At 73.0% G+C, this 1,556-nt stretch carries 2 protein-coding genes; both read left to right on the top strand.

Annotated features, from left to right (window positions below):
* A partial coding sequence (locus tag E1182_RS30520) for a chorismate-binding protein (RefSeq protein WP_132271188.1) occupies window positions 1-826 on the top strand: 826 nt, incomplete at its 5' end.
* A gap of 44 nt (window positions 827-870) precedes the next feature.
* A partial coding sequence (locus E1182_RS30515; protein ID WP_132271187.1) for a TetR/AcrR family transcriptional regulator occupies window positions 871-1,556 on the top strand: 686 nt, incomplete at its 3' end.

The raw sequence follows: 1,556 nt of genomic DNA, 5'->3' as shown, positions 1-1,556 counted from the left end.
CCGCACCCCCCGAGGCTGGCGGCTCGACCCCTGGCGGGACAGCTGGACCCCCCGACAGCACGCCGACGCCGTCGAAGCCGCCCGCGCCGCCATCGCCCGTGGCGACGTCTACCAGGTCAACGTCGTCGGCCACGCCGCCGCCACCTACCACGGCGATCCCGCGCCGGCGCTGACCCGCCTCGCCGCGCTGCCCGGCGCCCGCTACGGCGGCACCCTGCACGGAGACGGCTGGGCCATCGGCTGCGCCTCCCCGGAAACCCTGGTCGAGGTCACCGGCGGACGCGTCATCACCCGACCCATCAAAGGCACCCGCCCGGCCACCACCGCCGGCCGCCGCGACCTGCTCGCCTCCGCCAAGGAACGCGCCGAACACATCATGATCGTCGACCTGGAACGCAACGACCTGGCCCGGGTGGCCCGCACCGGTTCCGTGCGGGTCGACGACCTGTACGCCGTACGCCGCTGGTGCGACCTGTGGCAGGCCGAATCGACCGTCTCCGCAGCGCTCGCCGACGGCCTGGGCCTGGCCGACCTGCTGCGCGCCGTCTGCCCCGGCGGCTCGGTCACCGGCGCACCGAAACTCGCCGCCCTCGACCGGATCGCCACCCTGGAACCCGTCGGCCGCGGCGCCAGCATGGGCGGCCTCGGCTGGATCGCACCCGGCCGCATTGACCTGGGTCTGACGATCCGCACCGTCGCCGCCGACGCCGAGCGACTGCACCTGTGGGCCGGCGGCGGCATCACCTGGGACAGCGAACCCGCCGCCGAGGTCGCCGAAGCCGCGGCCAAGGCCGCCCCCCTGCGGACCCTGCTCGCCGCCCGGTGACGCACCGGCCGTACACCATACGATCGCCCCGCTAGGGTGATCCCGTGAACGTCGAGTACAGCGGCACCGGCGACCCCGCCCGCAGCCTCGCCCTGCTCTGGCGAACCCGCGACAAACCCAGCCGCAGAGGCGCCGAACTCACCGTCGACCGGATCGTCCGCACCGCCATCGACGTGGCCGACACCGAAGGACTCGCCGCACTGTCGATGCGCCGCGTCGCCGAACGCCTCCACGTGGGCACCATGTCCCTCTACACCCACGTGCCCGGCAAAGGCGAACTCCTCGACGCCATGCTCGACACCGTCTACGGCGAAACCGCCCGCCCCGAGGACGTCCCCGACGACTGGCGTACCCGACTCAGACTGATCGCCCACGAGAACCGGGCACTCTACCTGCGCCACCCATGGCTGCTCCAGGTCGCCACCACCCGCCCCCCACTCGGCCCCAACGTCACCGCAAAATACGAGTACGAGCTACGCGCCGTCGACGGCGTGGGACTGACCGACCTGGAAATGGACGCCGTCATCACCCTCCTCGACGGCTACGTCCACGGCGCGGCACGCCACGCCGTCGAAGCCGCCCAGGCCACCCAACGCACCGGCCTGACCGACCAGCAGTGGTGGCAGGCACACGCCTCCTACCTGGAAAAGGTGATGGACCCCCGGCGGTACCCCACCGCAGCCCGGGTCGGCGCCGCCACCGGGCAGGAATACCAGGCCCCCACCCATCC

This window comes from Micromonospora sp. KC721 (genome assembly GCF_004348355.1).
In the GTDB taxonomy this organism is placed as follows: Bacteria; Actinomycetota; Actinomycetes; order Mycobacteriales; family Micromonosporaceae; genus Micromonospora.
Note: the sequence above shows the minus strand (reverse complement) of the source record. Positions and strands in the feature narration are given on the sequence as shown.